Source organism: Streptomyces sp. RP5T (genome assembly GCF_003933965.1).
Classification (GTDB): domain Bacteria; phylum Actinomycetota; class Actinomycetes; order Streptomycetales; family Streptomycetaceae; genus Streptomyces.
Map to the genome: position 1 here is coordinate 1 of NZ_RSAJ01000514.1, position 5,984 is coordinate 5,984.

General features: G+C 67.2%; 8 protein-coding genes and 1 pseudogene. 4 read left to right on the plus strand and 5 right to left on the minus strand.

The window, feature by feature from the left end; all coding sequences use genetic code 11:
- A partial coding sequence (locus tag EHS43_RS34970) for a zinc-binding dehydrogenase (protein WP_148104158.1) occupies window positions 1-313 on the plus strand: 313 nt, incomplete at its 5' end.
- A gap of 21 nt (window positions 314-334) precedes the next feature.
- Here EHS43_RS34970 and EHS43_RS34975 read toward each other — a convergent pair.
- Window positions 335-1,147: pseudogene (locus EHS43_RS34975) on the minus strand (IS5 family transposase).
- Between the two features lie 44 nt (window positions 1,148-1,191).
- On the minus strand, window positions 1,192-1,620 hold the full coding sequence (locus EHS43_RS34980) for a MerR family transcriptional regulator (protein WP_125194661.1): 429 nt from the start codon (window positions 1,618-1,620) through the stop codon (window positions 1,192-1,194).
- A gap of 24 nt (window positions 1,621-1,644) precedes the next feature.
- Here EHS43_RS34980 and EHS43_RS34985 point away from each other — a divergent pair, with 24 nt between their 5' ends.
- On the plus strand, window positions 1,645-2,472 hold the full coding sequence (locus EHS43_RS34985; RefSeq protein WP_260470844.1) for an SDR family oxidoreductase: 828 nt from the start codon (window positions 1,645-1,647) through the stop codon (window positions 2,470-2,472).
- A gap of 351 nt (window positions 2,473-2,823) precedes the next feature.
- On the opposite strand, the gene EHS43_RS34995 is transcribed toward EHS43_RS34985, so the two are convergent.
- Together EHS43_RS34995 and EHS43_RS48315 are read right to left on the minus strand one after the other, a co-directional pair.
- A complete protein-coding gene (locus EHS43_RS34995) occupies window positions 2,824-3,291 on the minus strand; it encodes a hypothetical protein (protein WP_125194662.1) in 468 nt (155 codons plus the stop codon).
- Window positions 3,292-3,542: 251 nt separating this feature from the next.
- Window positions 3,543-4,487: a helix-turn-helix domain-containing protein gene (locus EHS43_RS48315; RefSeq protein ID WP_260470845.1), complete on the minus strand. Its 945-nt coding sequence runs from the start codon at window positions 4,485-4,487 to the stop codon at window positions 3,543-3,545.
- A 342-nt stretch (window positions 4,488-4,829) separates the two neighbouring features.
- Here EHS43_RS48315 and EHS43_RS35005 point away from each other — a divergent pair, with 342 nt between their 5' ends.
- The gene (locus tag EHS43_RS35005; protein WP_260470846.1) at window positions 4,830-5,036 is read left to right on the plus strand and encodes an EthD domain-containing protein; all 207 of its coding nucleotides are present in this window, start codon (window positions 4,830-4,832) and stop codon (window positions 5,034-5,036) included.
- Between the two features lie 203 nt (window positions 5,037-5,239).
- On the plus strand, window positions 5,240-5,401 hold the full coding sequence (locus EHS43_RS46800) for a hypothetical protein (protein WP_185806547.1): 162 nt from the start codon (window positions 5,240-5,242) through the stop codon (window positions 5,399-5,401).
- A 30-nt stretch (window positions 5,402-5,431) separates the two neighbouring features.
- Here the strand turns inward: EHS43_RS46800 and EHS43_RS35015 are convergent, their stop codons facing one another.
- Entirely contained in the window at window positions 5,432-5,689 is a 258-nt protein-coding gene (locus EHS43_RS35015) for a Dabb family protein (protein WP_260470847.1), read from the minus strand.
- Between the last annotated feature and the right edge of the window lie 295 nt (window positions 5,690-5,984).

Genomic DNA, 5,984 nt, shown 5'->3' on the forward strand with positions numbered 1-5,984 from the left:
GGGCACCGACCTGCGTACCGTACGGCGGATGCTGAAGCCGGGCGGACGCATGGTCACCATCGCCTTCGACCTGACGCGGCCCGCCGCCTCGCTGGGCTACATCGCGGCCAGCGCCGTCCACGGACGCAGCCGGGTGCGCTTCTTCAGCGGCAACCCCGGACGTGCGCTCTTCGACGACCTCGCCCGCCAGGTGACAGAGGGGAAGCTGCGGCCGGCGGTGGACACGGTCTTCCCGCTGGAAGAGACAGCGGCCGCACACCGGGCGCTGGAGGCGGGCGGGGTGCAGGGCAAGTACGTGGTCAGGGTCGATTAGCGTTTGTTGGAAAGGTGCCGGTCACAGCCACTCGTTGAGGACTGCGACCAACACGGTCGCCTCGTAGCGGACGGCGAGCTTGTCGTATCTCGTGGCCACGGCCCGGTGGCGCTTGAGGTGGTTGATCCCGCACTCGACGACATGCCGCTCGCTGTAGTCGGTTTTGTCGAACTTCGGCGGCCGACTGCCTCGGGCACCGAGTTTCCGGGGGTTGCGGACGCGGTCGGCGGGGACCGGGATGGTCGCCTTGATCCCGCGTCTGCGCAGGTAGGCCCGATTGCGGCGGGAGTCGTACCGCTTTGTCGGCCCGCACCCGGTCCGGCCGCCTGCGGGACCTGCCCGGACCAAGGCGGGGTACCCGGATGGCTTCCAGGACCGGCTCGAATTGCGGCGAGTCACCCCGCTGGCCGGCTGTGCTCACGACGCTCAGCGGCTTCTGCCCCTGCTCGACGGCAAGGTGGATCTTGGTGGTCAGGCCGCCTCGGGAACGTCCGAGAGCATGCTCGGCCGGCTCAACGGCAATGCCGCCGGGCAGTTCCTTTTGCAGATCCCCTTTTTCGAGGCCCCGGCGGCGTGCTGGTGGGCCCGGCAGACGGTGGAGTCGATATTCACGTCCCAGGTGATCAGGCCCTTCGCGTCCGCCTGAGCTTGGAGCTGAGTGACGATCCTGCCCCAGGTGCCATCGCGCCAGGGAGCACCGGTACGGGTCCGCCACCGGATGCCGTCTATCAGCTGCCGTCGCGTCCACACCGGCGGACGGCCCGGCTTGATGCCCTGCGGCAACAACGGCTCAAGCCGGGCCCGCTGTCCATTCGTCAGATCACCACGCCCCAGAGGGCGTGATCATCCACGACCAAGATCCACTTTCGCAACAGGCCCTAGTGTTGGGGGTCGGGGTGTGGACGGTGAGGGCGGGTGTCATCTCCCGCGGAGAAGCCGGGCGGGCCGCTGAAGCCGGCGGGGGCCGCAGTGCCCGTGAGGTACCGGTCGAGCATCTCGCGGCGCTGAGCGATCTGCTGCTCCTGACGGGCGAGTTCGTCGCGGACCTGCCGGACACGTTCCAGGAGTTGTGTGCACTGGCCCGCGGGCGGTGTCGGTGCGGTGCAGGGAAGGATGTCCCGGATGATCTGGGAGGGCAGCCCGGCGCGGTAGAGGTCCTGGATGAAGGCGACCTGGCGTACGGCTTCCTCACCGTACTCCCGGTATCCGTTGGAGCGGCGGTGGCTGGAGAGCAGGCCTTGGTCCTCGTAGTAACGAAGGGAACGGGTGCTGGTCCCGGTGGCCCTGCTGAGTTCTCCGATGCGCACGCCGTCTCCTTCATCGATCCACGCTTGACATTGACGTTAATGTCAAAGTTTACGGTTCTGGGCATGAACACGAAAGAACAGACGACGCCCCGGACCGCGGTGGTGACCGGTGCCGCGACAGGCATCGGAGCCGCGATCACCGAGCGGCTGGCCGGGCAGGGGATGGACCTGGTTCTGGTTGCACGGGACGGCGCGCGTTTGGAGGCGGAGGCCAAGCGTCTGCATGCCGATCACGGCGTCCAGGTGTCGACGCTGGCGCTGGACCTGTCGCACCCGGGTGCGCCTTCCCGGCTGGCCGAGTCGCTGGCGGGGGCGGGAACCGAGGTCGACGTCCTGGTCAACAACGCCGGCGTGAGTCTGCTGGGGCCGGTGGCCGACAGTGATCCCGCGCGGCTGCGGGGCCTGGTCGACCTCAATGCCGGTGCGGTGGCGGAGCTGACGGCGCTCTTGCTGCCGGCCATGGTGGCGCGGGGGAGAGGTGCGATCGTCAACATCGCGAGCACCAGTGCGTATGCACCCGCTACGTATGTGGCCGCCTACGCGGCTTCGAAGGCGTTCGTGCTGTCCTTCACCCAGGCGGTGTGGGCCGAGACGAAGGCGACGGGGGTGCGGGTCGTGGCGGTCAGTCCCGGTCCGACCGACACGCCGATGAACACACGGCGTGTGCCGGGCAAGCGCGATCCCGGTTTGGTCGCGGACACGGTCATGTCCGCCCTGCGCGGCCGGGGCCCGGCGGTCGTGGACGGCCGTCTCAACAGCTTCCAGACCTTCGTCTTCGGCCGCCTGCTGCCCGCGTCGGCCGCCACCCGCATCTCGGAGCGAGCCTTTCGCAAGGCGGCGCTCGGAGAATGAAGCTCCGCATCCGTCGCGCCGCAACGCCGCGTAGGCGCGGCTGAGTTGGGGATGACCTGTATCCGGTGCCGGCACTGACCGTCTCACCCGACTGACATCCTGAACGATTTCGAGAACGCCGTGCGGGACGCGGCAGCGGGCGGCGCCTCCCGCGGAGTCGACGTCCGGCTGGGCGGTTTCTCCAGTCCCTGGCAGTCGGCACCGGACGAGGGCGACCTCGTTCTTCTCGCGCAGAAACACGGTCAGTCGATCGACGACAACGAGTACCGGTTCCTCACCCCGGCTCTGGCTCCTTTCCTTCCCGGGGCGGATGGGGATTGGATCGCGTATTCGGGCGGAAGGCCGTGGCCGTCAGCGCGCGGCTACCACCTCTTGTGTGCTGGTGACCGCGCCGTCGGCATGCCGGGTGATGCGGACGACCCGCACATGCAGGCTGTCGGCCGGAACGATGACCTGGAGCGGTCGGTGCTGGTTCAGGCCGGGTGCTTCGAGTTCCACGCGGGATTCGAAGGCACCGGCAGTCATGGTGCACGCCTTGTCCAGACGGCGACTGAACGGATCACGGTCGTGACCTGTGGCATCCAGGTCATAGTCGTGTGTTCTGTCGTCAGGTCGCTCCACTGTCCCGATGTTCACCGTGACCCGCGCGTGGACCTTCACGTCCGAGCAGACGGAGACGACACCGCTTGTGTCGAGGTCCGGGTCGCCGGGAACGTCTTCTCCGGCCAATAGGCGGGTACCCGCCAGCGCAGCGGTCCCCATGACAAGGATGGCGGCACCGATCGGAATCATCAGGCGCGGGCGAATGACCCGGAACATGTTCCCCCTTGGGGCGGTCGTGGACGGCGAGCCGTCCGGCGTGCGTGCGTTGACGGTCCGCCGCGGTACGTCGGTCGTACGAGGTGTGACGTAACGAACGGGGCCGTGGTTCACTGCGACGCCCAAACGCGGCTCGCGGGCGCCGAAGCGGGGTTCGCGGTTCTCGGCGGCAGCCGGCTTCGTGTACGTCGGGCAGGACGGCACCTGCCGCACGAAGGCGTCCGCGCAGAGGGATCTCTCGAACGTCCGGCTCAGCCGCGTGACTCGTTGTCCGCCCGGCGCCGGTTCGTCAGGAGCGGGTCCGCCTGGTGCGAACGGGCGTACTCGGTGGGCGTTTGACCGAACTCTTTCTTGAAGGCCCTGGTGAAGTGGCTGCCGTCCGCGAACTGCCAGTGCGCGGCGAGTTCGGACATGCTCGGACGACCGGACGGCAGCGTGAGCTCGTGGCGTGCTTTCTCCAGCCTCCGGCTGCGGATGTACGCGGTGACGGACTCGTCCACGGTGGCGAACGCCCGCTGCAGTGTGCGGGTGGAGACGTTCAGTGCGCGTGCGAGCGTGGCTGTGGACAGCTCGGGATCGGCGAGGCGGCGATCCGCTATTTCCTTCGCCGCTTGGACGAGCGCGGGGGCCAGCCGGGGCTCCACGTCGTCGAACCGACCCTTCGCCACCGCCTTGGCGAGTTCGACGAGGGTGTCGCGGGCGGCCTTCACACCGGGCACCCCGAGATCGGCCATCGTCGTATGGATCAAGTCCGAGAAGGCAGTCAGCAGACGCACCTCTCCGGAGTTCACCGGCCCGGTGATGATGTGGTTCGTGAGCAGGGGCTTGAGTTCCGCGGCGGGCAGGGCGAAGAACTTCGTCCGGATGTGGGCCGTCGTCTCGAAGCCGGACAACCGGTCGACCCGTCGCATGAGGAATCGCCCGGCCGGTATGACGAGAGCATCGCCACCGCGCGGTCCGTCCAGGGTCCAGGCGCCGCGCCGTACCACGTACAGAGTGATGAGATCCTGCTCATCACCGGACACCTCCGTGGTTCGAGTGGCCGACGCGACGCGCAGATCGGCGATCGCCGCATCACCCACCTTCGCCACGCGTCCCTCGGCCCGGAAGTCCTGCATGGTGTCCGGAGAGAAGGACGGCAGCCGGAAGACGTCGTTGCCGATCTGGGTCTCCCACCCACGCCGAAAGGCATCCAACCCTCCCGGCCCGTCAGCCGGAAGAACCGAGTCCAGTACGAACCCACCGTGGGTTCCGGCGGTCTCTGTTCCCTGCACGGTCATCAATCTCCGTCCTTCGTGCGTCCATTGAACACGGTCGGGCCCGGAGTGTCGGAAGTGCCTTGCCTATCTGGGGAGCCGTGAGCGCGGTGCCTTCGGGAGGGCGCGCTGCCTCGCAAGCAACGGATCGGCACGGCCGCGCCATCAACAGCATCGTGGCCATTCTGCTCTTCCGGTTCGCACGCGCCTGGCCGGCTCGCCACCCGCAGGAACGGTCCGGCTCATGGCGGCCTGCGGCGCTGTGGCTACATCCGCCGCTTCGTGGTGTCGTATCCCGTCCCCGCGCCGAACTATCCCGAACCGGATTACGACTCGGTGGTCGAGACATGGTTCGACACGATGGACGACCTCAACGCGCTCTTCTTCTGCGAGAACTGGCTGAAGACCGTCGACCCGGACCACAAAAACTTCGTCGACCTGAAGAGTATTGGAAGCATCATTTCCGAAGAGGAGGTCGTCGTCGGCTGAAACCCGGCACCGAGTTCGCCAAAGCTTCCACCGACAGCCGGGCAGGACCCAGCAGGCCCAGCCTGGGTGGAGGCTCGGCCCGCTGCGCTCACCGCGTCTCGTGCACCGGCTCGCGCGCATCGTTGTCCAGATCACCGCGCAAGGTCACGATGCGCGCGCCATCGGCCGGTGAAGATGGCTGTCGAGGGATGGGGCTGGGCTGGATGAGAGACAGAGCTCTTTCCAACGGCCAGGCGGTGGCGTACCCCGCGTGGATCACGAGGGTCCGGTACCTCGGCCAACTGCCTGAGAAGGCTTGGGACTTCCTCGGATACGACCTCGGGGTGCTCGCGCAGTTGGTCAAGGGCAGGTGGGGTCAGCGGTGATGCGTCGCAAGGCACGGTCTTCCACTTGGATCACGGGGGCGTAGGGAACTCCATGATCTTGGAAGCCGTGCCTGTCACGTTCCGGGCCCCGTCGCTGACCTGACGGACCATCACGAATCGGCCGTCATAGATCTCCAGCCGCTCGACCAGGTGCAGCGCGAGATGGTCGGTCTGGTAGGTGGTCGGGTGCGTCAGGTAGGCGAAGAGTCCGTCGAGATCTTCGACGGTCAACACCGCGCCGTACGCGTAGCCGCGGCCGTGCTCGCGGCCGACGACGAAGGACTTGATGGCGGGGTTTCAGCGCCCTTGATTGCGCCAGCTGCCCAGCACCCGCTCGATCTACTGAGGCGTCGCAGTGGCCTTCATCGCGACCCTGTTGATGTGGTAAATCATGACTTATTGCCCGTTTCTAATGCCATTAACTATGACGCGCGTCGGTGCGGTTAAGGCGGTGACTGAGCCTCTTTCATCCTGTGCTGGCGGGTGAAATGGGCTGGTCAGTGGCTGTGGTGACGAGGCAGGGCCCCTCGTCGTTGGCGTGGTGATTCCACTCAGCACACCGGCGACCGAAGGGGCCCTGTTG

What these genes read in the sequence shown, in the direction of transcription:
- EHS43_RS34995 (WP_125194662.1), bottom strand. Translation starts at nt 3,291, where the DNA reads ATGTTCCGGGTCATTCGCCCGCGCCTGATGATTCCGATCGGTGCCGCC.
- EHS43_RS46800 (WP_185806547.1), top strand. Translation starts at nt 5,240, where the DNA reads ATGAGAGACAGAGCTCTTTCCAACGGCCAGGCGGTGGCGTACCCCGCG.